Source organism: Polaribacter sp. BAL334 (genome assembly GCF_015767435.1).
GTDB lineage: Bacteria > Bacteroidota > Bacteroidia > Flavobacteriales > Flavobacteriaceae > Polaribacter.
On record NZ_JADWOV010000241.1, the window covers coordinates 1 to 376 of the forward strand.

The 376-nt window shown below is 33.5% G+C and carries 1 protein-coding gene and 1 pseudogene; both read right to left on the reverse strand.

The genetic code is table 11. The features are described 5' to 3' along the window. Nucleotides 1-208: pseudogene (locus tag IU405_RS03405) on the reverse strand (glycoside hydrolase); the annotation flags it as partial. Next, nucleotides 208-376, reverse strand: a 169-nt coding sequence (locus IU405_RS03410; RefSeq protein ID WP_197437210.1) for a glycoside hydrolase family 88 protein, incomplete at its 5' end; no start/stop codon positions are given. The gene IU405_RS03410 and the pseudogene IU405_RS03405, both read right to left, overlap by 1 nt.

Below are 376 nucleotides of genomic sequence, written 5' to 3' on the forward strand. Positions count from 1 at the left end.
ATCCAGGACTTGCATTAAAACTTGATGCTGTCATGAAAAAATCGTCTCCAATTCTTACTACATCTGGGTCTGAATAATCAGCGTGAAGAATTGGGTTTTTGAAAGTTCCATCTCCGTTATCTGAAACCCAAACTTTAGAAACATAGTTATTTTGAGCAATCAAAAAATAAGAAAACAGTGCAAAAAGATTCGTTAAAATATGTTTCATTACCTGTTCAATTCTAAACTTGCCATGATAAATGGACCTGTTCCTTTTGGATCGTTAGAACGAATTATTTCGTTGATATAATATTCATAAGAACCATCTCTGTAAGGATTTCCTCCTAAACCTGCCACACCACAACATTTGTTCAAATTTACAAGACCATTTTCTTCA